This is a genomic window from Methylobrevis albus (genome assembly GCF_015904235.1).
GTDB classification, from domain to species: domain Bacteria; phylum Pseudomonadota; class Alphaproteobacteria; order Rhizobiales; family Pleomorphomonadaceae; genus Methylobrevis_A; species Methylobrevis_A albus.
Window position 1 is genome coordinate 44,561 of record NZ_JADZLT010000037.1, and the last position, 21,731, is coordinate 66,291.

General features: G+C 71.3%; 20 protein-coding genes. 16 read left to right on the forward strand and 4 right to left on the reverse strand.

Annotation, left to right across the window (positions count from 1 at the left end; translation table 11 throughout):
* The first annotated feature begins 1 nt into the window (after position 1).
* From I5731_RS01400 to I5731_RS01415, 4 genes are all read left to right on the forward strand, one after another.
* Complete coding sequence (locus tag I5731_RS01400) at positions 2 to 1,126, forward strand: metallophosphoesterase family protein (RefSeq protein ID WP_197309569.1); 1,125 nt, start codon at positions 2 to 4, stop codon at positions 1,124 to 1,126.
* Positions 1,123 to 3,756, forward strand: a complete 2,634-nt coding sequence (locus tag I5731_RS01405; protein WP_197309570.1) for an AAA family ATPase — start codon at positions 1,123 to 1,125, stop codon at positions 3,754 to 3,756. Before I5731_RS01400 ends, I5731_RS01405 begins: the two co-directional genes overlap by 4 nt.
* Before the next feature lie 152 nt (positions 3,757 to 3,908).
* Entirely contained in the window at positions 3,909 to 4,976 is a 1,068-nt protein-coding gene (locus tag I5731_RS01410) for a sensor histidine kinase (RefSeq protein ID WP_197309571.1), read from the forward strand.
* 72 nt (positions 4,977 to 5,048) lie between these two features.
* The gene (locus I5731_RS01415; RefSeq protein ID WP_197309572.1) at positions 5,049 to 5,423 is read left to right on the forward strand and encodes a response regulator; all 375 of its coding nucleotides are present in this window, start codon (positions 5,049 to 5,051) and stop codon (positions 5,421 to 5,423) included.
* Between the two features lie 218 nt (positions 5,424 to 5,641).
* Here I5731_RS01415 and I5731_RS01420 read toward each other — a convergent pair whose 3' ends face one another.
* From I5731_RS01420 to I5731_RS01430, 3 genes are read right to left on the reverse strand one after another with little or no spacing between them, the layout of a single operon-like run.
* Positions 5,642 to 6,472 carry a sugar phosphate isomerase/epimerase family protein gene (locus I5731_RS01420; RefSeq protein WP_197309573.1) on the reverse strand — a complete coding sequence of 277 codons (831 nt, stop codon included), beginning with the start codon at positions 6,470 to 6,472 and terminating at the stop codon, positions 5,642 to 5,644.
* The gene (locus I5731_RS01425; RefSeq protein WP_197309574.1) at positions 6,469 to 8,166 is read right to left on the reverse strand and encodes an FAD-dependent oxidoreductase; all 1,698 of its coding nucleotides are present in this window, start codon (positions 8,164 to 8,166) and stop codon (positions 6,469 to 6,471) included. The genes I5731_RS01420 and I5731_RS01425 overlap by 4 nt, the downstream gene beginning before the upstream one ends.
* Positions 8,163 to 8,948, reverse strand: a complete 786-nt coding sequence (locus I5731_RS01430) for an IclR family transcriptional regulator (protein WP_197309575.1) — start codon at positions 8,946 to 8,948, stop codon at positions 8,163 to 8,165. The genes I5731_RS01425 and I5731_RS01430 overlap by 4 nt, the downstream gene beginning before the upstream one ends.
* Positions 8,949 to 9,042: 94 nt before the next feature.
* Here I5731_RS01430 and I5731_RS01435 point away from each other — a divergent pair, with 94 nt between their 5' ends.
* The 6 genes from I5731_RS01435 (at position 9,043) to I5731_RS01460 (ending at position 16,067) form a co-directional block, all read left to right on the forward strand.
* The gene (locus tag I5731_RS01435) at positions 9,043 to 9,969 is read left to right on the forward strand and encodes a LysR family transcriptional regulator (protein ID WP_197309576.1); all 927 of its coding nucleotides are present in this window, start codon (positions 9,043 to 9,045) and stop codon (positions 9,967 to 9,969) included.
* Positions 9,970 to 10,085: 116 nt separating this feature from the next.
* On the forward strand, positions 10,086 to 11,078 hold the full coding sequence (locus I5731_RS01440) for a Bug family tripartite tricarboxylate transporter substrate binding protein (RefSeq protein WP_197309577.1): 993 nt from the start codon (positions 10,086 to 10,088) through the stop codon (positions 11,076 to 11,078).
* Between the two features lie 125 nt (positions 11,079 to 11,203).
* On the forward strand, positions 11,204 to 11,719 hold the full coding sequence (locus tag I5731_RS01445; RefSeq protein WP_197309578.1) for a tripartite tricarboxylate transporter TctB family protein: 516 nt from the start codon (positions 11,204 to 11,206) through the stop codon (positions 11,717 to 11,719).
* Position 11,720: 1 nt separating this feature from the next.
* Positions 11,721 to 13,220, forward strand: a complete 1,500-nt coding sequence (locus I5731_RS01450; RefSeq protein WP_197309579.1) for a tripartite tricarboxylate transporter permease — start codon at positions 11,721 to 11,723, stop codon at positions 13,218 to 13,220.
* 124 nt (positions 13,221 to 13,344) lie between these two features.
* Positions 13,345 to 14,190: a shikimate dehydrogenase family protein gene (locus tag I5731_RS01455; protein WP_197309580.1), complete on the forward strand. Its 846-nt coding sequence runs from the start codon at positions 13,345 to 13,347 to the stop codon at positions 14,188 to 14,190.
* Positions 14,187 to 16,067 (forward strand): bifunctional sugar phosphate isomerase/epimerase/4-hydroxyphenylpyruvate dioxygenase family protein, encoded by a 1,881-nt coding sequence (locus I5731_RS01460; protein ID WP_197309581.1) that lies wholly within the window; start codon positions 14,187 to 14,189, stop codon positions 16,065 to 16,067. The genes I5731_RS01455 and I5731_RS01460 overlap by 4 nt, the downstream gene beginning before the upstream one ends.
* On the opposite strand, the gene I5731_RS01465 is transcribed toward I5731_RS01460, so the two are convergent.
* Positions 16,064 to 16,969: a LysR substrate-binding domain-containing protein gene (locus I5731_RS01465; protein ID WP_197309582.1), complete on the reverse strand. Its 906-nt coding sequence runs from the start codon at positions 16,967 to 16,969 to the stop codon at positions 16,064 to 16,066. The two genes, I5731_RS01460 and I5731_RS01465, sit on opposite strands and share 4 nt — an antisense overlap.
* A 77-nt stretch (positions 16,970 to 17,046) precedes the next feature.
* Here I5731_RS01465 and pcaD point away from each other — a divergent pair, with 77 nt between their 5' ends.
* Genes pcaD through I5731_RS01495 form a run of 6 tightly spaced genes read left to right on the forward strand, consistent with a single transcriptional unit; the run spans position 17,047 to position 21,728 of the window.
* A complete protein-coding gene (gene pcaD / locus I5731_RS01470; RefSeq protein WP_197309583.1) occupies positions 17,047 to 17,832 on the forward strand; it encodes a 3-oxoadipate enol-lactonase in 786 nt (261 codons plus the stop codon).
* Complete coding sequence (pcaC, locus tag I5731_RS01475; RefSeq protein WP_210336217.1) at positions 17,819 to 18,208, forward strand: 4-carboxymuconolactone decarboxylase; 390 nt, start codon at positions 17,819 to 17,821, stop codon at positions 18,206 to 18,208. The genes pcaD and pcaC overlap by 14 nt, the downstream gene beginning before the upstream one ends.
* Complete coding sequence (pcaH, locus tag I5731_RS01480; RefSeq protein ID WP_197309585.1) at positions 18,205 to 18,927, forward strand: protocatechuate 3,4-dioxygenase subunit beta; 723 nt, start codon at positions 18,205 to 18,207, stop codon at positions 18,925 to 18,927. The genes pcaC and pcaH overlap by 4 nt, the downstream gene beginning before the upstream one ends.
* Before the next feature lies 1 nt (position 18,928).
* Complete coding sequence (pcaG, locus tag I5731_RS01485) at positions 18,929 to 19,540, forward strand: protocatechuate 3,4-dioxygenase subunit alpha (protein WP_197309586.1); 612 nt, start codon at positions 18,929 to 18,931, stop codon at positions 19,538 to 19,540.
* A gap of 3 nt (positions 19,541 to 19,543) precedes the next feature.
* Positions 19,544 to 20,383 (forward strand): BKACE family enzyme, encoded by an 840-nt coding sequence (locus tag I5731_RS01490; RefSeq protein ID WP_197309587.1) that lies wholly within the window; start codon positions 19,544 to 19,546, stop codon positions 20,381 to 20,383.
* Positions 20,384 to 20,399: 16 nt separating this feature from the next.
* On the forward strand, positions 20,400 to 21,728 hold the full coding sequence (locus I5731_RS01495) for a lyase family protein (protein ID WP_197309588.1): 1,329 nt from the start codon (positions 20,400 to 20,402) through the stop codon (positions 21,726 to 21,728).
* The last annotated feature ends 3 nt before the right edge of the window (positions 21,729 to 21,731 follow it).

Genomic DNA, 21,731 nt, shown 5'->3' on the forward strand with positions numbered 1-21,731 from the left:
CATGTTCCGTTTCATCCATTCGAGCGACCTGCACCTCGGCAAGCGCTTCGGCAATTTCTCCGGCGACCTGCCGAGCCGCTTGCGCGAGGCGCGGCACGCGGTGATCGGCCGGCTGGCGGATCATGCGCGGGCTGAGGGCGCGGAGACGATCCTGCTCGCCGGCGACACATTCGACACCGAGACCCCGGCGCCGGACGTGCGGCGGCAGGCGCTCGCCGAGATGCGCGCGCATGCGCCGATCCGCTTCGTGATCCTGCCGGGCAACCATGATTCGCTGCAGGCGACGCAGCTCTGGGCCAGCCTTGCGGCGGAGGCGCCCGGCAACGTCGTGCTGGCGGTGGAGCCGGCCCCGATGGAACTCGCCCCCGGCGTGATGCTGCTGCCGGCGCCGTGCACGACGCGGCGCCCCGGCCGCGACCTCACGCTCTGGATGGACGCGGCGGCGACGCCGGAGGGGACGCTGCGCCTCGGCCTCGCGCACGGGGCGATCCAGAGCTTTTCCGAAGACGGCGTCGGCCTCGAGGTGATCGCGCCGGACCGGGCGCGGCGGGCGGGACTCGACTATCTCGCGCTCGGCGACTGGCACGGCGCGATCGAGGTCGATCCGCGCACCCGCTACAGCGGCACGCCCGAGCCCGACCGCTTCAAGCACGACCGCCCCGGCACGGCGCTGCTGGTCCATCTCGCCGGGCCGTCGGCGCCCCCCGAGGTGACGCCGTTCGAGACGGCGCGTTTCGCCTGGCGCACGCTCGATCTGCATCTCTTCGGCGGCGAGGATCCGGTGCCGGCGCTGGCGGCGCTGCTGCCGGAAGGGCGCGGGCGCCGCAATGCGCTGGTGCGCGTGCTGGCGAGCGGGCGCTGCGCGCTCGCCGAGCACGCGGCGCTCGTCCGCGCGGTGGCGGACGCCGCGCCGGATTTCGCGTGGCTCGACCTCGACCTCGCCGGCCTCGCGGTGGACTGCGACGTGGAGGACCTCGACCGGATCGACCGGGCCGGCGCGCTGCGGGAAGCGGCGAACGCGCTGCTCGCCGAGGCGGAGGACGAGAGCCGCCCGGCGACCGAGCGCGCGATCGCGCGGGCGGCGCTGGCGCGGCTCTATTTCCACGCGCAGGCGGTGACGGCATGAAGATCTCGGCGCTGCGCCTCTTCAACGTCAAGCGCTTCGGCGGCCGCGGCGTCGCGATCGAGGGCATCGGCGACGGCGTCAACGTGCTGTGCGCCGTCAACGAGCACGGCAAGTCGACGAGCTTCGAGGCGCTGCACGCGCTGTTCTTCCAGCCCCATTCCGGCACGCCGACCGACGTGCGCAACCTGCGCCCCTACAGCGGCGGCAGCCCGCTGGTCGAGGCCGACATCGAGACCGGCGACGGCCGCTTCCGGATCACCAAGCAGTATTACGGCGGCAAGTTCGCCCGCGTCACCGACCTTGCCACCGGCCGGCTGGTGGCGCAGGCCGACGAGGCGGAGAACTTCATCGCCGGGCTGATCAAGGGCGGCACGGCCGGCCCGGCCGGCCTGCTCTGGGTGCGCCAGGGCATCACCGGCATAGAGAAGCGAAAGCCTGCGGAAGAAGAGAGCGAGAAGCAGGTGCGGGCGAGCCTGCTGGAATCCGTGCAGGGCGAGGTCGAGGCGGTCACCGGCGGCCGGCGCATGGCCGAAATCATGGCCGCGGCGGAAGAGGCGCTCGGCGACCTCGTCACCGCCGGCGGCCGGCCGAAGACCGGCGGCCGCTATGCCGCGGCGCTCGCCGAGCGCGACCGGCTCGCCGCCGAGGAGGCCAAGCTCGCCGCCGACGTCGCGTCGCTGCGCACGGCTCTGGACCGGCGCGCCGGCGCGGTGAAGCGGCTCGCGGAACTCGACGAACCCGTCGAGCGGCAGGCGCGGCAGGCGGCGGTCGCAAAGGCACAGGCCGGCTTCGAGGCGGCGCGCGCGCAGGGCGAGGCGCTGCGCACCGCGGAAGCGGAACTCCGCCTCGCGGCCGAGCGCCGGGCCGGCGCCGAACAGAGCCTGAAGCAGTACCGCACCGCGCTGCTGCGGGCCGAGCAGACCCGCGATGGCTTGCGCGCGGCCGAGCGGCGGCGCCACGAGGCGCTGGGCCGGCGCCGCGAGGCCGCGGGCGCGATCGAGACGGCCCGCGCCGCCGCCGAGGCGGCGGAGGGACTGGAACAGGAAACGCGCACGCGGCTCGCCCGGCTCGACGCGGCGGAGCGCGCCCGCGCGGCCCTCGCGCGGCAGGGCGAGCTGAAATCGCGGCTGGCGGCGGCTGCGGCCACCCGGGCCGCGATCGAGGCCGGCGAGGCGGAGCTGCCGCTGGTCAGGCTGCCGCCGGCCGCCATCGACGAGTTGCAGGCGACCGAGATCGAGATCGCCAAGCTGCGCGCGGTCGAGGAGGCCGCCCGCGCCTCGGTCACGGTCGACTATCTGCCGGGAACTTCGACCCTTGTGACGCTGAACGGCACGCCGCTCTCCGGCGGCGCGACCCGCAGCTACGACGGGGTGGTGGAGCTCGGCGTTCCGGGGATCGGCACGATCACGCTGCGCTCGAACCGCCCGGCGCGCGGCGACGACAAGCTGGCAAAGGCCGAAGCCAGCCGGCGCGCGCTGCTCGCCTCGATGGCCGTCGCCGACCTTGCCGCCGCCCGGGCGCGGCAGGTGCGGGCACAGGAGATCGACGGGGAACTGCGCGAACGTCGGCGCCAGCTGGCACAGCTCGCGCCGAACGGTCTCGGCGCGCTGCGCGAGGAGGTCGAGGCCGCTGCAGCGATCGACGCCGACCTTCTCGAACTGAAGGAGGATCCGGTCGCGGTCCGCGCCGCGCTCGCTGCGGCGGAGGCGCAGCGCAAGACGGCGCGGCAGACGCTGCGCGAGGTCGAGCCGCTGCAGGCGGCGGCCGCCGACGCCTTCGTCGCCGCCGAAACGGCGCTCGCCGGGCTGAAGGCCGACCTCGTGCAGGTCGACGCGCTGCTCGGCCCCGCCGACGAGCGGGCGGCGCGCGAGCAGGCGCTCGCCGCGGCGTTCGGCGCGCTCGACCGGGCGTTTGCCGATGCCGAGGCACAGGCGGCACGGCTCCGGGCCACGGCGGTCGACCTCGATGGCGCCGAGGCGGCGCTGAAGCGGGCCCGCTCGGTTGCCGACGCCGCCGAGAAGGAGGCCGGCACGCTGCGCGAGACGATCGCCGGCCTCAACGCCGAGATCCGCGCAAAGTCCGACGAGGCCGTCGAGGAGGCCTGGCGCGAGACCGCCGACGCGCTCGCCGCCGCCCGGGTGCGGGCCGAGGCCTTCGCAACCGAGGCCGCTGTGCTGCGCCGGCTCACCACGGCGCTGGAGACGGCGCGGTCGGAGGCGCGCGAACTCTATCTGAAGCCGGTGATGGCCGAGCTGCGGCCGCTGCTCGGGCTGCTGTTCGACGACGTCGCGATCACCTTCGACGAGAAGACGCTGCTGCCGCAGACGATCCTGCGCAACGGCCAGGAGGAGGACGTCGAGCGGCTCAGCGGCGGCATGCGCGAGCAGCTCTCGGTGCTGACCCGGCTGGCGTTTGCCCGGCTGCTCGCCCGCGACGGCCGGCCGGCGCCGGTGATCCTCGACGACGCCCTCGTCTATTCCGACGACGACCGCATCGAGCGGATGTTCGACGCGCTGCACCGGCAGTCGAAGGACCAGCAGATCATCGTGTTCTCCTGCCGCCAGCGCGCCTTCCAGCGCCTCGGCGGCCACAGCCTTTCGATGACGGACTGGCAGCCGCAAGGGGGGTGAAACCGCCGGATGCCCGGACAGGTATTTGGCATGCGGCCTCCGGGGGGTACTCATGATAGGGTGTCGTCGCCGAGCACGCTCCGCAAGCAGATGGGCGTGCCTGCCGAGCAATGACTCGCTCCGCGAGTCTCCGGCCCTCTGGGGGCCAGCCAATGCCAACCGCACCGACCGAACATTTCGAGACGGCGAGCACCCTCGCCATCGTCGTGTCGTCGAACGAACCGCTGCTCTTCCTGACGGAAGACCAGAAGATCATCGCCGCGAGCGCCTCGTTCTGCCGGGCCTTCGAGATCAATCCCGCGACCGTCTCCGGCCTTCCTTTGGGTGAACTCGGCGGCGGTGAATGGGCGCTGCCCAAACTCGCCTCGTTGCTGACCGCGACCGCGGCGGGCAGCGCGCAGATCGAAGCCTATGAACTCGACCTGCGCCGCCCCGGCCGCGCGACGCGTCGGCTGGTCGTCAACGCCCGCACCCTCGACGACGGCGTCGTCGGCCCAGCCCGGCTGCTGCTCGCCGTCACCGACGTGACCGACGCGCGCGCCGCGGCGCGGCTGAAGGACGATCTGGTCCGCGACAAGGCGATCCTGCTGCAGGAGGTGCAGCACCGGGTGGCGAACAGCCTGCAGATCATCGCCAGCGTGCTGATGCAGAGCGCGCGGCGCGTGCAGTCGGAAGAAGCGCGCGGCCACCTGCACAACGCCCATCACCGGGTGATGTCGATCGCCGCCCTGCAGCGGCAGCTCGCGTCGGCGGACGGCACCATGGTTGAACTGCGCACCTATTTCACCCAGCTCGCCCAGAGCCTCGGCGCCTCGATGATCGCCGATCCGGCCCGGCTGTCGATCAAGGTGACGGTCGACGACAGCGTCGTGCCGGCCGACGTCTCGGTCAGCCTCGGGCTGATCGTCACCGAACTCGCGATCAACGCCCTGAAGCACGCCTTTCCGGCCGAGCGCGACGGCATGATCGCGATCGACTATCGATCGGCGGGCAAGGACTGGACGCTGTCCGTCACCGACGACGGCATCGGCATGCCGGAAGGGAACGCCGCGCCGAAGGCCGGTCTCGGCACCGGCATCGTCGAGGCGCTGACCAAGAACCTCGCGAGCACGATCGAGGTGAAAGACGCCGCCCCCGGCACCGTCATCACCATCCGTCATCGGGAAACCACCGACCTCGAGACCCCCGATCTCGAGACCGACGTCTCGTCAGCCGTATAGGACGTCGATTGCCCGACCCCGCCCCGACCATCTTCGCCGGCCACCGCCCCGCCCGACTGGATCGAGCCCCCCATGCGTGACGGCAAACCCGTCGTCCTCGTCGTCGAGGACAGCACCCTGATCCGGATGAGTGCCGTCGATCTGGTGCAGTCGGCTGGCTACGAGGCGCTGGAGGCGTGCGACGCCGACGAGGCGATCCGCATTCTCGAATCCCGGGGCGACATCGACCTCGTCTTCACCGACGTGCAGATGCCGGGCACGATGGACGGCATCAAGCTCTCGCACTACATCCGCGACCGCTGGCCTCCCGTGAAACTGATCGTCGCCTCCGGCGCCGCCATCCTCGCCGAAAGCAGCCTCCCCGGCGGCAGCCGCTTCTTCGCCAAACCCTACGACGGCACCGCGATCACCGACGCGATGGCGCGGTTGCTGGCGGAGGAGGTGTAGGGGGGACGGGGGCAAGGGGGTGAGTGTGTCGCACACCCGCCGGGCACCGCCTGGTTGCATCGGCCAAGAGGGCGTGCGTCCTCGCCGATAGGGCCCTCCGAGGCTCCCGCCTCGCGCCGGGAGAGGCGGATAACAATCCTCTCCGTCCCATCGCGCTTGTGGCGAGTTCAACGAACCTCGTCCGGTGCAATCTCATCCAAGCTGAACTATTAGCCGGCTCATAACCGTCCCGTCGACCGCAGAAAACGGCGCGCGCGATCGAGAACGTGGGCGGCGACGCGCGCGCTGCCGTCTCGCGCCTGCAGGCCGGCCATCGGGACCTCGAGCGCGAGCGGCACGTCCCGTGGCAGGTGGGTGAGGATCGCGGCGAGGTCGATCTCGCCGTCGCCGGGGGGAAGGCGCTCGGCGCGGCCGGCGTGCAGCAGGGCTTCAGTCGTATAGGGCGGGCGAACGGGGGCGTCGCAGAGGTGCAGGAACGGCAGCCGGCCGGCGGGCAGGGCGGCGAGGTCGGCGAGGCGGCTGCCCGAGCGGTCGAAGTGCAGGGTGTCGACCAGGATGCCGATGTCGGCGGCGCCGGTCGCCTCCACGACACGGACGGCGGCGGCGAGGTCCGGCACGTTGGTCCAGGGAAAGAACTCCAGCACGCAGGCGAGACCGCGCGGACGGGCGAAGGCGTGCAGCGCCGCGAGATTGTCCGAAAGTCGGCCGAGGTCGGGGTCATAGGGGGCGCAGATGACGTGGCGCGCGCCGAGGACGGCGCCGGCGTCGAGGAAGGGCAGCAGGGCCTCGGCGCGGAACTCCGGGGTCAGGCGGACGAACTCGATGTCGTTGACGGCGATGCCGGTCGCGTCGAGCGCGTCGCGGGTGGCGCGGAGGGCGGCGGGATCGTCGTGCAGCGGATAACCGGGGGTGGTGTCGGTGACGCGGATCAGGCGCAGGCCGACCCGGTCGTAGCCGAGTTCGGCGGCGAGCCGGACCATCGCCGGCGGCGGCAGGTCGAGCACGGTGAGATGGGCGAGCGATATCGCGGTCGGGGACAGCGGGCTCATGGGGTCTCCTCCAGCAAGCCTGCGGCGGCGAGGCCCGCGATGTGGCCGAAGGTGAGGGCCGGGCCGAGGTTGATGCCGCCGGCGGGGTAGAAGCCGCCCATCACGGAGGCCATGTCGGTGCCGGCCGCATAGAGGCCGGGGATCGGGCCGTCGTCACCGATGACGCGGGCCGCGGCGTCGGTCGCGACGCCGGCGAAGGTGCCGAAGCTGCCGGGGACGACGCGGACCGCGAGATAGGGCGGGCGGTCGATCGGCGCGACGCAGGGGTTGGGCCGGTGCGCGGCGTCGCCCTGCAGGCGCATGTAGGGCGTCGTGCCGCGGCCGAAGGCGGGGTCCTCGCCGCGCGCGGCGTCGCGATTCCAGGCGTCGAGCGTCGCGCCGAGGCCGGCGGGATCGATGCCGCAGGCGGTGGCCAGAGCCTCTGGCGTCGCGCCGGATTTCAGATATCCGCGCCGCAGCCAGGGGCCGAGCGGCACGGGGAAGGGGCGCGAGATGCCGAGGCCGTAGCGGCGCTGGAAGGCGCGGGTGGCGATCAGCCAGGCCTCGGGCGGCCGGCCGGGCGGCGTGCTGCGCAGCAGCGCCTCGACGAAATCATGATAGCCGAGCCCCTCGTTGCAGAAGCGGCGGCCGTCGGGCAGCACGGCGATGATCCCCGGCTTGCCGCGCTCGATGATGTGGGGAAACGGCGCCTCGCGCCCGTCCGGCCAGCGCACGACCGAGACCGGACACCAGGCGCCGGGGCTGTTGCCGCGGCCTTCGCGGCCGCCGACGGCTTCGACCATACGCAGCCCGTCGCCGGTGGCGGTGGGCACGGCGAGGGTGCGGTGGACGGCGTTGTCGGGAAACTCTGCCGCGCGGCGGGCGCCGTCGTGCGGGAAGCCGCCCGAGGCGAGCACCACGCCGCGGCGGGTGTGGATGGTGACTTCCGCGCCTCCGGCCCCGAGCACCGCGCCGGTAATCCGGCCACCCTCCTCGACGAGCCTGAGCGCCGGGCTGGCGGTGCGGAACTCCACGCCGAGATCGGCGGCCGAGCGGATCAGCCGGGCGACGAGGGCGCTGCCGTTGCGCAGTTGCATCGCCCGGCCGTGGCGCGCGAGATCCCAGAGGTGGCGGGTCATGCGGCGGCCGACGTGGAGGGCGGCGCGGGGGTCGCGGGTCATCGTCATGAAGGCGCGCAGGTCCGCGCCGGCCTGGATCGGGAGGCCCCAGAAGCTCGTCTCGCGCAAGGGACGGCGCAGCAGGGCGATCAGGGGTCCGAGGCCGCGCCCGTCATAGGGGGCCGCGATCACCGAGCGCCCGCCGGTGCCGGCACCCGGCAGGTGGCCGTAAGTGTCGGGGATGTGGCTGCCGGGCTCGAAGGCGAGCGCGGTGTGCGTCTCGAAGAAGGCCACCATGCGCGGGGCAAAGTCGAGGAACGCGCGCACGCGCGGCGGGTCGAAATGGTTGCCGAGCACGGCGCGCAGGTAGGTTTCGGCCGCTTCCGTCGTGTCTCTGGTGCCGGCGCGGGCGCAGACCGGGTTGCCCGGCGCCCAGATCCAGCCGCCGGACCAGGCCGTGGTGCCGCCGAGCACCGCATCCTTTTCGGCGACGATCACCCGCAGCCCGTGGTGCGCGGCGGTCACGGCCGCGGCGAGGCCGGCCGCACCGGAGCCGATGACGAGGAGATCGCAGTCGTTGGCCACCGCCGGGGTCATGACCGCCCCCGGAAGAAACCGGATGCCGGGATCATGCCGGCGAGGTCGGCCGCCGCGGCGTGCAGGGCGGGCAGCAGCGCGGCGCGGCGGGCTTCGGTGAGGCGGGCCGCCGGGCCGGCGATCGACAGGCTCCCCGGGGCAGGGCCGTCGGCCGGCAGCGGCACCGCGATCGCCGCCATGCCGGCGAGGAAGCAGTCCACCGCCTCGGCATGGCCGAGGTCGCGGGTGCGGGCGAGCAGGGCGAGCACCTCGTCCATGCCGAGGCGACTGCCCTCGGCGGCGCCGTCCGGCGGGGCGAGGCCCTGCTTCGCGACCAGCGCCAGCGCCCGGTCGTCGTCCAGCGTCGCCGCCCAGGCCCGGCCGCTGGCGCTGTAGGCGAGCGAGGCGTCGGCGCCCTGTTCGCGGGCGGGATCGTAGCGCAGGCCCGCCGTCGCCCCTTGCGCAAAGGCGACCCAGACCAGCCGGTCGCCATCCGCCACCGAGAGCCGGACCAGTTCGCCGGCCGCCGCGGCCAGCCGATCCAGCACCGGCTGCGCCACGTCCGTCACCCCAGTGCGGCCGAGCCAGCCGAGGCCGAGGGCTGCGAGGCGGATGGTCAGCGCATAGGTGCCGGTGCCGGGATGCTGGCAGACGTAGTCGGCGCGCACGAGGTCGTTGAGCAGCCGATGGGTGGCCGACGGCGGCGCGTCGATATGGGCCGCGACGCGCTGGACGGAGAGGCCGTCCGGGTGCTGCGACAAAAGGTCGAGGACACCCAGCATGCGATCGATGGCGGCGGTCATGGCGAGTCCCAGATTGGAAGTGCATTCAATAATGGAATGTCATTCCAAAAATCAAGCCGCTTTGCCGCCGCATCGGCTCTGCTACGATCGGCGCATGAAGGAATTGACGCTGCGACAGATGGAAGTGGTGCGGGCGGTGATGATCGCGGGCTCGATCCAGGGCGCCGCCAATCTGCTCAACGTGTCCGCGCCCGGGATCAGCCGGCTGATCAAGCACACCGAGGAAAGCCTCGGTTTCCGGCTGTTCGAGCGCCGGGCCGGCATCTTCGTGCCGGCGCCCGAGGCGCACGCGATCTTCGCCATCCTCAACCAGGTCTACCGGCAGGTCGAGCACCTCAACACGGCCGTCTCGTCGGTGCAGAAGGGCCAGGACTTCGCGCTCTCCTTCGCCTCCGCCCCGTCGATCGCGCAGTTCATCGCGGCGCGGGCGATCCGCTCGATCCGGGCGCGGTTTCCCGACCTGATGATCGACCTCAACATCCTCAAGATCGAGGAGACGCTGAACTACCTGCTGCTGGAGCAGGGCGAGGTGGTGTTCATGTCGTCGCCGGTGGCGAACTCCGCGGTGGAATCGACGCCGCTCGTCGAGGGCCGGATCGTCGCCATCCTGCCCGAGGGGCACGAACTCGCGGCGCAGGACGCGGTGTCGGTGCACGATCTGATCCGGTTTCCCTTCATCGGTGTCGATCCGGACGACCCCTACGGCGAACTCCTCGCCCGGCCGTTCCGCGACGCCGGGCTGGAGCCGCGGCACACGATGCGGGGGCGCTTCGCGCAGACCACCGTCAGCCTCGTCCGGCACGGGCTCGGCGTCGCGGTGATCGACGAGTTCTCGGTGGCGGAGGTCTACCTGCCGGGGCTGGTCCGGCGGCCGCTGCGCGAGGAGGCCGCGATCACGGCCTATGTCGTGCAGAAGCGCGGCCGCCAGCTGTCGAGTTTCGCGGAGTATACCATCGAGCGGTTTCGGCACGAACTCGTCACGGCGACGTCACAGGAGGGATGGGACCAGCCTACCGGATGAACATCATGTTACGATCGCCGCAGTATCGGTATTTGCAGTTAAAGCGAAGCTGCGACATGGTTCGGCTACGGACGGGGAGAGACGTCTGGCCATATGTCAGGGAGGAAACCGACATGATGATGAAATCCGTAATCGGCGCCGTCGTTGCGCTCAGCCTCAGCGCGCTGCCCGCGCTGGCCGAATATCCCGAGAAGGAAATCCAGGGCATCATCCAGTGGGGCGCCGGCGGCTCGACCGATACCGTCGCCCGGGCGATCACCCCGCGCGCCGAAGCGGTGCTCGGCGGCAAGATCGTGATGCAGAACGTCACCGGCGGCGTCGGCGCCATCGGCCTCAACCAGGTCGCCGACGCGGACGCGGACGGCTACACGGTCTTGTTCGGCGCGGAAAACCCGCTGCTCTACAAGGTGATGAAGCTCGGCGACAAGGACTACAGCGACTTCATCCCGATCAACATCATCGCCCGCGGCGTGCCGATCCTGGTCGCCAACGTCGACGCGCCGTTCAACACCTTCCCCGAGATGGTCGCCTACATCAACGCCAACCCCAAGGCGGTGAAGTTCGGCTCGACCGGCCCGGGCGGCCTGCCGTCGGTGGTCACCGCGATGATCAACGCGAAGACGCCGCTTGACGTGACCTTCATCCCCTATGACGGCGACGGCCCGGCGCTGACCGCCCTGCAGGGCGGCGCCATCCACGTGATGCCGGCCGTGCTCGGCGCCGCCATCGAGGGCATCAAGGGCGGCACGATGAAGCCGATCGCCCTGTTCGACGTCGAAGCCTCGCCGCAGCTGCCCGACGTTCCGACCATCGTCTCGACCAACCCCGAGTTCGCCGACGTGCTGCCGTGGGGCCCGTTCTTCGGCGTCTTCGTCAAGGAGGGCACGCCCGACGACGTGGTGGCGAAGCTGACCGCGGCCTATGCCGAGGGCGCCAAGCACCCGGACTTCGTGTCGCTGATCGACGGCCGCGGCTTCAAGATGCTGTCGCTGTCGGGCGAAGAGGCCGAGACCTTCCTCAACGGCTGGCAGTCGACGACCTCGTGGCTGATCCACGACGCCGGCCTCACCAAGGCCTCGCCGGAAGAGTTCGGCATCCCGAAGCCCTGAGCTTTCCACCTGCGAAGAGCTGACGCCGCCCCATGCCCCGCAGCCGGGGCGGCGTCTTCACGCCTGACGTCCGGTCCGGGAGGAGCCGAGCGGACGCCGTGGCCGACCCGTTGGGAGGAAAAGCAATGCAGACGAAGCAACCGAGACGACCCGGCGAGCTGGTGTTCAACCTCGCCATGGTGCTGGGCAGCCTGTTCCTGCTGTGGTCCGCCTATGGCATCTCGGGGTTCGAGGCGCTGTCCGCGCCCGGCGCCGTGCCGATGGTGACGACCGCAGCCATGCTCGTGTGCGCCGTGCTGATCTTCCGGGAAAGCCTGCGCAAGGGCGCCAGCACCGACGAGACGGTGGCGCGGGACATCCTGCCGCTGCCGATCCTCGTCACCATCGCCGCCGTCGCCGCCTATGCGCTGCTGCTGCGGCCGCTCGGCTTCCTGCCGACGTCGTTCCTGTTCCTCACCGGGCTGATCTACTACCTCGGCCGCTACAGCCTGCTGCGCGCGGCGCTGCTGTCGGCGCTGATCGTCCTCATCATCTTCCTGATCTTCCGCATCGTGTTCACGGTGCTGATGCCGCCCGGCATCGTGCCCGAGGCCGAGATCCTCGCCTGGTTCCGCGGCCTGTTCGCGGGAAGGGGGGCCTGACATGGACGCCGTCAACGCCCTGCTGATCCCGATCTTCGACCTGCAACTGCTCGGTCTGATCGCCCTCGGCACCTTCGCCGGCATATACGTCGGCGCCATCCCCGGCCTCTCCGTCACCATGGCGGTGTCGATCCTGATCTCGTTCACCTTCACCTGGGAGGTGTACCCGGCGCTCGCGCTGATGATCGGCATCTACATGGGCGGGGTCTACGGCGGCTCGCGCACCGCGATCCTGCTCAACATTCCCGGCGCCCCCTCCGCGATCGCCACCGCGCTCGACGGCTTCCCGATGGCGCAGCAGGGCAAGGCGGGCGAGGCGATCGGCATCGTCACCGTGGTCTCCTTCATCGGCGGCTTCATCGGCATCTTCGCGCTCGCCCTGTTCGCCCCGTCGCTCGCCGACTTCGCGATCCGGTTCCAGCCGCGCGACTACTTCCTGCTCGGCGTGCTCGGCATCCTGCTGGTCGGGTCGCTGTCGGGCGAGAGCCTCGTCAAGGGCATCTTCTCGGGTGCACTCGGCATCGCGATCGGCTCCGTCGGCATGGACCCGCTCACCTTCACCGAACGCTTCACCTTCGAGATCTCCGGCCTGCGCGCCGGCGTGTCCTTCGTCGCGGTGATGATCGGCATGTTCGGCATCTCCGAAGGGCTGATGCAACTCCACACGGTCAATACGGCCGCGGTGAAGCAGACCATCGGCCGGATCGTCCCGTCGTGGGCCCAGGTGCGCAAGCACCTGCCGCTCGGCCTGCAGACCTCGAGCATCGGTACGGTGATCGGCGCGCTGCCGGGCACCGGCGGCGATATCGCGGCGCTGATGGCCTACGACCACGCCAAGCGCGTGACCAAGAACCCCGAGGTGCCCTTCGGCAAGGGCGCGATCGAGGGGCTGGTCGCGCCGGAAACCGCCAACAACGCGGCGGTCGGCGGGGCGTTCATCCCGATGTTGACCCTCGGCATTCCGGGCGACGCCGTCACCGCGATCATGATCGGCGCGCTGTTCATCCACGGGCTCAATCCCGGCCCGCTGCTGATGACCAGCCAGCCCGACATGTTCTGGTTCATCGTCAGTTCGCTGATGCTCGCCAACTGCTTCATGCTGATCTTCGGCCTCACCGGCATCCGCCTCTTCGTCAAGATCGTGGAACTGCCGCGCACCGTGCTGCTGCCGGTGATCCTGCTCTTGTCGATCGTCGGCGCCTATGCGGTCAACAACAGCCTGACCGACGTCTACTGGATGCTCGGCTTCGGCGTGTTCGGCTACTTCATGAAGCTCTACGGCTACCCGCTCGGCCCCGTCATCCTCGGCGTGATCCTGTCGCGCCTGCTCGACGACAACTGGCGCCGGGCGATCATCTCGGACCAGGAGAGCCTGTGGATGCTGCTGAAGGGCACGCTGGCGAGCCCGCTGTCGCTGGTGCTGTTCGCTGCGGTGATCCTGATCTTCCTGTCGAAGACCCCGCTCTGGGGCCTCGTCTTCCGCAGGAAGACGGCGGCCTGACGCTGTGCCGTCGCGGCCACGCCGCGGCGGGCAGGGCGGACCGAGCCCGCGCCAGGCCCACCGCCTTCATCCCCCGCGCCGCAGGTTGCGGTTCCGGGGGGCCGCCGTACGAAAGGAACGCCGCATGACCGACCTGATCCGCCTTGGCCTGATCGGCGACAACATCGCGAAATCGCAGTCGCCGCGCCTGCACCGGCTGGCGGGGGCGCAGAACGGGCGGCGCGTCACCTACGACCAGCTGGTGCCGGCCGAGATCGGCAAGGATTTCGACGCCCTGTTCGCCGACATCGCGGCGTCCGGCTATCGCGGCATCAACGTCACCTATCCCTACAAGGAGCGCGCGGCGGCGAAGGTGATGGTGCATGATCCGCTGGTGCGGGCGATCGGGGCCGTCAACACGGTGGTGTTCGAGGCCGGCGGGCCGCAGGGGTTCAACACCGACTATTCCGGCTTCATCGCCGCCTATCGCCGGGTGCGCGGCGACGCCGCCCCCGGGCCGGTACTGATGATCGGCGCGGGCGGGGTCGGCAAGGCGGTCGCCTTCGGCCTGGTGGCGCTGGGGCTCGCCGAAATCGGCATCTGCGACCGCGACCTCGCCAAGGCGGCAGCGCTCGCCGACGCGCTGGCCGCCGCCCGGCCCGGTCTCGTCACCGTGACGGGCACCGATGCGGCGGCGCTGGCGCCGGGGGCGGCGGGCATCATCAACTGCACCCCCGTCGGCATGGTCGGCTACGACGGCACGCCGCTGCCGCGCGCAGCCCTCGCCGGCGCGGAATGGGTGTTCGACGCGGTCTATACGCCGGTCGAGACCGCGTTCCTGCAGGACGCCGCCGCCGCGGGGCTGCAGGTGATCTCGGGCTACGAGCTGTTCTTCGGCCAGGGCGTCGACGCCTGGGCGGTGTTCACCGGGCTGCCGCTCGACGAGGCGCGGATGCGCCGCGAGCTCGCCGACGGAAAGGACGTGTCATGAAGACCTCGATCGCCACCGTCTCGATCTCCGGCACCTTCGCCGAGAAGCTGAAGGCCATCGCCGCTGCCGGCTTCGACGGCATCGAGATCTTCGAGCAGGATTTCATCGCCTCCGACTTCACCCCGGCCGAGGTCGGGCGCATGGTGCGCGACCACGGGCTGGAGATCACCCTGTTCCAGCCGTTCCGCGACTTTGAGGGCCTGCCCGAGCCGCATCGCAGCAGGGCATTTGCCCGCGCGACGCGCAAGTTCGACCTGATGAACCAGCTCGGCACCGATCTCGTGCTGGTCTGCTCCTCGGTGCACCCGGCGGCGATGGGCGGGATCGACCGCATGGCCGGCGACTTCGCCGCGCTCGGCGATCTCGCAAAATCACACGGCATCCGCGTCGGCTTCGAGGCGCTCGCCTGGGGCCGCCATGTCAACGATCACCGCGACGCCTGGGAAGTGGTGCGGCGGGCCGACCATCCGAACGTCGGCCTGATCCTCGACAGCTTCCACACCCTCGGCCGCAAGATCGACCCCGAAACCATCCGCCGTATCCCCGGCGACCGCATCTTCTTCGTCCAGCTCGCCGACGCGCCGGCGATCGAGATGGACCTGCTCTACTGGTCGCGCCACTTCCGCAACATGCCGGGCGAGGGCGACCTCGACGTCGCGGGCTTCATGCGCGCGGTGGTCGCGACCGGCTATGCCGGGCCGCTCAGCCTCGAGATCTTCAACGACCAGTTCCGCGCCGGTCTGCCGCGGCTCGTCGCCTGCGACGGCCATCGCAGCCTGATTGCGCTGATGGACCGGGTGCGCCGCACCGGGCCGACGCCGCCCGTCGACCTGCCGGCGTTTCCCGCCGCCACCCCGGTGCAGCGGGTCGAGTTCATCGAGTTCGCCACCTCGGCCAACGACGCCCCGGCGCTCGAATCCCTGCTCGCCGCGACCGGCTTTGCCCGCGCGGGGGCGCATGTCTCGAAGCCCGTGACGCTCTGGCGGCAGGGCGGCGTCAACGTGCTCGTCAACACCGACAGCACTGGCTTTGCCCGCAATTCCTACATGGCGCACGGCACCACGGTGTCGGAGGTCGCGCTGATGGTGCCCGATGCCAAGGCGACGCACCAGCGCGCGCTGGCGCTGCTCGCGCAGGATCACAGCCCGTCGGCCGAGCCCGGCGAGTTGCAGATCCCGGCGATCCGCGGCGTCGGCGGCAGCATCATCCGGCTGCTCGACGGTGAGTCCGACCTGTCGCGGATCTGGTCGGTGGATTTCCGCAGCGACGCGGTGCCGATCGACGGCGCCGGCCTCGTCGGCATCGATCACTTCGGCCAGACCATGGCCTATGACGAGATGCTGAGCTGGGCGCTGTTCTACACGACGATCTTCGACGCGAAGAAGGCGCTGATGGTCGACGTCGCCGACCCCGACGGCCTCGTGCGCAGCCAGGCGGTGCAGTCGGGCGGCCTGAGGGTGACGCTGAACGGGGCGGAGGCGCGGCGCACCCTCGCCGGGCGCTTCGTCGAGGAGACCTTCGGCGCCTCGGTGCAGCACATCGCCTTCGCCACCGCCGACATCTTCGCGACGGCGGCGAGCCTCGCGGAGCGCGGCTTTCCGGTGCTTGAGATCGGCGACAACTATTACGACGACGTCGAGGCGCGCTTCGGGCTCGACGCCGCCCTCGTTGCAAAGATGCGCAGCGCCAACGTGCTTTACGACGAGGACGCGGGCGGGCAGTTCTTCCAGCTCTACTCGGCGCCGCGCGCCGGCGGCTTCTTCTTCGAGATCGTGCAGCGCCAGGGCAACTACCAGGGTTACGGCGCCCCGAACGCGCCGTTCCGGATCGCGGCGCAGAAGCGCAACGCCCGCCCCGCCGGCATGCCGCAGCACTAATGCCCGGCGGCGCTCTCCTCGCAGAGGCGCAGCAGCAGTTCGAGCCCCTCGGCGGGCTGGCCGGCCTGGCGGTGGGTGATGCCGACGGAGCCCGACAGGAAGCGCGCGCCTGTCGGCAGCACGGTCATGTCGCCGCGGTCGACTTCGTCGGCGACAACGCCGCGCGAGATGAACCAGACGGCGTCCGACCCGGCGAGGATGCCGCGTCCGACCGCCAGCGCCACCGTCTCGAAGGCCGGGCGCAGGGCGGGCAGGCCGAGGCTGGCGAGGAAATCGTCCACCGCCCGCCGGATCAGTGCGCCTTCGGGCGGCAGGATCAGCGGCACGGCGGGCAGCACGGCGGCGATGGGCTGGGCCGCCAGCGGATGGCCTGCGCGGGCGACGAGGACGATCTCCTCCTCGTAGAGATGGCGGAAGGCGAGCCCTGCCATCTCGCCCGCCACCGGCATCCGCCCGATCATCAGGTCGATGTCGCCGTCGCGCAGCAGCCGCAGCAGATAGGAGTGCGGCCCGGTCTCGATCTTCAGCAGCGTCCCCGGCCGGGTGGCGCGAAAGCGCAGCGCGATGCGGGGAAACAGCCGGGTGGCGGCGGTCGGCAGGATGCCGACGCGGATGCTGCCGCCGTCGGCGCCGGGGCGCAGCGCCGCAGCGCCCGCCTCCAGCGACTGCAGGCCGAGGCTGGCGTGGCGGCGGAACACGGCGCCGGCCTCGGTCAGCACCAGCCGCCGCTTCTCGCGCCGGAACAGCGGCACGCCGAGCAGGTCCTCCATCTCGGCGAGGGTGCGGCTGAGGGCGGGCTGGCTGATGCCGTGCGCGCGCGCCACCTGCGACAGGCTGCCCTCGGCGGCGATGTCGAGGAAGGCCCGGATGTGCCGCAGCTTGATCGCCGGATGCATAATCATGGAGGTATCAACCCGGCTCCGTTTTGCATTATCGCGGCGTCGTCAGCCGGTTTAGGTTATGGACGAGGAGACCAGCCATGCAAGCCCTGACACGACCCTTCGGTACGCTGCATGTCGAGGTCGACGGTCCCGCGGGGGCGCCGGCGGTGGTGTTCGCCAATTCGCTCGGCACCGATCTCCGCCTCTGGCACCGGGTGCTGCCCTTGCTGCCGCAGGGCCTGCGCACCGTGCGCTACGACAAGCGTGGGCATGGGCTGTCGGCGATCGGCGGCGGGACGGTGATCGACGACCATGCCGATGACGCGATCGCGGTGATCGAGCAGATCGCGGGCGGCCCGGTGCTGTTCGTCGGACTGTCGATCGGCGGGCTGATCGGGCAGGTGGTCGCGAGCCGTCGCCCTGACCTCGTCCGCGCGCTGGTGCTGTCGAATACGGCGGCGAAGCTCGGCACCGCCGAAAGCTGGCGGGCGCGGATCGACGCCGTCACCGGTGGCGGCCTCGAGAGCATTGCGGATGCGGTCATGGAGCGCTGGTTCGCGCCGACGTTTCGCGCCGGCCCCGACCTCGCCCTCTGGCGCGCCATGCTGACCCGCACGCCGCCGGCCGGCTACGTCGCCGCCTGCGCCGCGCTCGCCGGCGCCGACCAGACCGCGGCGACGCAAGAGCTGCGCCTGCCCGTGCTGGTGATCGCCGGATCGGAGGACGGCGCCAGTCCTGCGGCGGTGGTCAAGGCGACCGCCGACCTCATCCCCGGTGCCGCCTTCCATGAGATTGCCGGCGCGGGACATCTCCCCCCCGTCGAGACACCCGACGCCTGGGCGGCCCTCGTCGCCCCCTTCCTGAAAGCCCATGCCGATGTCTGAACTGACCGACCAGGGGATGAAGACCCGCCGCCGGGTGCTGGGCGATGCCCATGTCGACCGGGCCGAGGCGGCGAAATCGCCTGCCGACGCGCCGTTCCAGGCGCTGATCACCGATGCCGCCTGGGGGCACGTCTGGTCGCGGCCGACGATCTCCCTGCGTGAACGCTCGATGCTGACCATCGCGCTGCTCGCCGGCCTCGGCAACGACCACGAACTCGCCATGCACGTGCGCGCCACCGCCAACACCGGCGCCAGCCAGGACGACGTGATGGAGGCGCTCTTGCACGTCGCCATCTACGCCGGCGTGCCGCGGGCCAATCACGCCATCAGAATCGCGAAGGACACATTCGCGGCCATGGCCGAGGAGGGAACATGAAACCCGCGGAATTCTACCAGCGCGACCGCCTCCGGCAGCCGCCCGCCCTGACGCCGGACTACAAGACCTCGGTGGCGCGCAGCCCACGCCTCGCGATGCTGTCGCTGCAGGGCTCGATGTCGGAGATCACCGGGCCGACCTTCGGCCACAGCGACATCGACCCGATCGACAACGACCTGATCCGCAACTACGCCAAGACCGGCGACCCGGTCGGCGAGCGGATCATCGTGCACGGCCGCGTGCTCGACGAGAACGGCCGCGGCGTGCCGAACACGCTGGTCGAGATCTGGCAGGCCAACGCCGGCGGGCGCTACCGGCACAAGAAGGACACCTATCTCGCGCCGATCGACCCGAACTTCGGCGGCTGTGGCCGTACCCTGACCGACGAGCAGGGCTACTACTATTTCCGCACCATCAAGCCCGGCGCCTATCCGTGGCGCAACTGGGTGAACAACTGGCGCCCGGCGCACATCCACGTCTCGGTGTTCGGCACTTCGTTCAGCCAGCGCCTGATCACCCAGATGTACTTCGAGGGCGACCCGCTGATCGCCAAATGCCCGATCGTCAACACCATCCCCGACCCGCGCGCCATCGAGCAGCTGATCGCGCCGCTCGACATGAACGCGGCGGTGCCGCTCGACAGCCTCGCCTACAAGTTCGACATCGTCCTGCGCGGGCGGCGGTCGACCCTGTTCGAAAACCGGCTGGAGGGGAACTGAGATGGTGCAGCCGCTGAACTACCTGCACGAATCCGCCGCGCAGACCGCCGGGCCCTATGTCCACATCGGCCTCGCGCCGGGCGCCGCCGGCTTCGACATCTATCGCAACGAACTCGGCCGCGACATCGCCGGCCCGGACGCGCCGGGCGAACGGATCCGCGTCGAGGGCGTCGTGATCGACGGCACCGGGGCGGCCGTGAAGGACGTGCTGCTCGAGGTCTGGCAGGCCGATGCCGCCGGCATCTACCCGCACCCCGAAGACCCGCGCTTTGCCGACGTCGCCCCCGGCTTTCGCGGCTGGGGCCGGGTGATCACCGACTTCGACACCGGCCTCTGGTCGTTTGATACCATCAAGCCCGGATCGGTGATGGGGCGCAACGCCCGCCGGATGGCGCCGCACATCAACGTCTGGATCGTCGCGCGCGGCATCAACATCGGCCTCAACACGCGGATGTACTTCGAGGACGAGGACAACGCCACCGACCCGGTGCTGAACCTGATCGAGCAGCCGCCGCGCCGCGAAACCCTCATCGCGCGCAAGGTGAAGCCCGGCCTCTATCGATTCGACATCCGCCTGCAGGGCGATGGCGAAACCGTATTCCTGGATATCTGAGCCATGACCAAACCCTGCATCATCTGCGTCGCCATCACCGGCTCGCTGCCGACCAAGGCCGACAACCCGGCCGTGCCCGTCACCATCGCCGAGCAGGTGGAGTCGACGCACGAAGCCTTCGAGGCCGGCGCGACCATCGTGCACGCCCATGTCCGCGACGACGAGGGCAAGCCGACCTCCGACCCGGAGCGCTTCGCGCGCCTCAAGGAGGGCATCGAGGCGCATTGCCCGGGCATGATCATCCAGCTCTCGACCGGCGGACGCTCGGGTGCCGGCCGCACACGCGGGGGCATGCTGTCGCTCCGTCCCGACATGGCGAGCCTCTCGGTCGGATCGAACAACTTCCCGACCCGCGTCTATGAAAACCCGCCGGACCTCGTCGACTGGCTGGCGTCGGAAATGCTCACCTATGGCGTCAAGCCGGAGATCGAGGCCTTCGACCTCTCGCATATCCTGAAAGCCGCCGACATGGCGGCGCGCGGCCAGCTCGCCGGCACGCCCTATGTGCAGTTCGTCATGGGCGTGAAAAACGCCATGCCGGCCGACCGCGAGGTGTTCGACTACTACATCCGCACCGTCGAGCGGCTGTTCGGGCCGGATGCGCCGTGGTGCGCGGCCGGGATCGGCCCGAGCCAGATCGTGCTGAACGAGTGGGCGATCTCGTCGGGCGGCCATGCGCGCACCGGGCTCGAGGACAACGTGCGCCTCGACAAGCAGACGCTCGCGCCCTCGAACGCCGCCCTCGTGCGCCGTGCGGCGGATCTGTGCGAGAAGTACGAGCGCCCGGTCGCGACCTGGCGCGAGGCGCGCGACCTGCTCGGCCTCGCCAGCGTCGCGGCCTGAAAGCCCGAGGATCGCAATGCCCGCCGCGCCCGCTGACTCGCTCATCTACGCCCGCCTGCTCGGCGACGCGGAGACCGCCGCCTTCTTCACGGAAGCTGCCGAAATCCGCGCCATGCTGGCGGTGGAGGCGGCGCTCGCCCGGGTGCAGGGCGCGCTCGGGGTGATCCCGGCGGAGGCGGCCGCCTTCATCGCCCGGGCGGCGGAGACGGCGGAGATCGATCCCGCGGCGCTGGCGGCGGAGACGGCGCGGAACGGCGTGCCGATCCCGGCGCTGCTCGCCGCCTTCCGGAAAGCGGCCGGCGCACCCGACCAGATGCAGTACCTGCACTGGGGCGCCACCAGCCAGGACATCATGGACACGGGCCTCGCCCTCAGGCTGCGCCCGATGTTCGCGCTGTGGCAGGAGCGGCTCGATCGTCTGCTCGCGCGGCTCGCCGCGCTGGCCGAGGATGCGGCCGAGCTGCCGATGACCGGACGCACCTATGGCCAGGCGGCGACGCCGACCAGCTTCGGCGCCGTGGTCGCGGCGTGGGGCTGGCCGCTGCTCGGCTGGCGCGACCGGCTCGAACCCGCCCGGGACAGCCTGCTGAAGGTGTCGCTGTCGGGGGCGGCGGGAACGCTGTCGGCGATGGGCGAGGCGGGCCCGGCCGTGCGCGCGGCGCTCGCCGCCGACCTCGGCCTCGCCGATCCCGGCCACAGCTGGCACAGCGACCGCTCGGCGTCCGGCCACCTCGCCGCCTTCGCCGCGGGCCTTGCCGGCAGCCTCGGCAAGCTCGGCGAGGACGTCTTCCTGCTCTGTCAGTCGGACGTCGGCGAGGTGTCGCTCGGCGGCGCCGGCGGCGGCTCCTCGACGATGCCGCAGAAGCAGAATCCCGTCGGCCCCTCGGCGCTGGTGGCGCTGGCGCGGCACGTCGTCGGCCTCGCCGGCCTCGTCCACGGCACCGCGCTGCACCGGCAGCAGCGCGACGGCGCCGCCTGGTTCGGCGAGTGGCTGGCGCTGCCGCAGCTCTGCATCGCCACCGGCCGGATGCTGACGCTGGCCGACGAGATCGCGGCGAGCCTCGTCCCCGATGCGGCGGCGATGGCGCGGGCGCTCGGTGCCGGGCAGGGGCTGATCCACGCCGAGGCGCTGAGCTTCGCGCTCGCGGAGATGATGCCCCGGCCGCAAGCGCAGGCCGCCGTGAAGGCGATGTGCGCGGAGGCGACCGCGACGGCGACGCCGTTGCTTGAGATCGCGGCGCGGCATCATCCCGGCACCGACTGGCCGGCGCGGCTCGCGGGGGCGGGGCTTGGCACGGCGCCCACCGAGGCGCGCGCGTTCGCGGCCCGCGTGCGCGGCGCCTGAGCC